This is a genomic window from Streptomyces sp. NRRL S-495 (assembly GCF_000966955.1).
GTDB lineage: Bacteria > Actinomycetota > Actinomycetes > Streptomycetales > Streptomycetaceae > Kitasatospora > Kitasatospora purpeofusca.
The window spans coordinates 1-491 of the sequence record NZ_JZWY01001362.1 but is presented as its reverse complement, the minus strand read 5'-3'; the positions used below and the strand labels follow the sequence as shown (position 1 = coordinate 491).

The window sequence follows — 491 nt, the reverse complement described above, 5'->3', positions numbered from 1 at the left end:
CCTACAACATCCCGGTGGCGCTGCGGCTGACCGGCGAGTTGGACCGCGGGGCCATGGCTGAGGCGTTGCGGGACGTGACCGGGCGGCACGAGGCGCTGCGCACGGTCCTGCCGGTGGCGGATGGTGAGCCGTTCCAGCGGGTGCTGTCGCTGGAGGAGTGCGGCTTCGAGCTGTCGGTGGTCGAGGTGGCGCCGCAGGAACTGGATGCGGCGGTGGCGGAGGCGGTCGGGTATGCGTTCGACCTGACGTCGGAGATCCCGCTCCGGGCGACGCTGTTCGCGCTCGGCGAGGCCGAGCACGTGCTGGTGATTCTGGTGCATCACGTGGCGGCCGACGGTTGGTCGACGGCGCCGTTGGCGCGGGATGTGTCGGTGGCGTATGCGGCGCGGGTCGCGGGTCGGGTGCCGGGCTGGGCGGCGCTGCCGGTGCAGTACGCGGACTATGCCTTGTGGCAGCGGGAGTTGCTCGGGAGCGAGGACGATCCGGGCAGT

General features: G+C 71.9%; 1 protein-coding gene. It reads left to right on the top strand.

Translation table 11 applies throughout. The annotated features are described in order from the left end of the window. Nucleotides 1-14: 14 nt before the first annotated feature. On the top strand, nt 15-491 hold a 477-nt coding region (locus VR45_RS41680; RefSeq protein WP_234326698.1), incomplete at its 3' end, for a condensation domain-containing protein.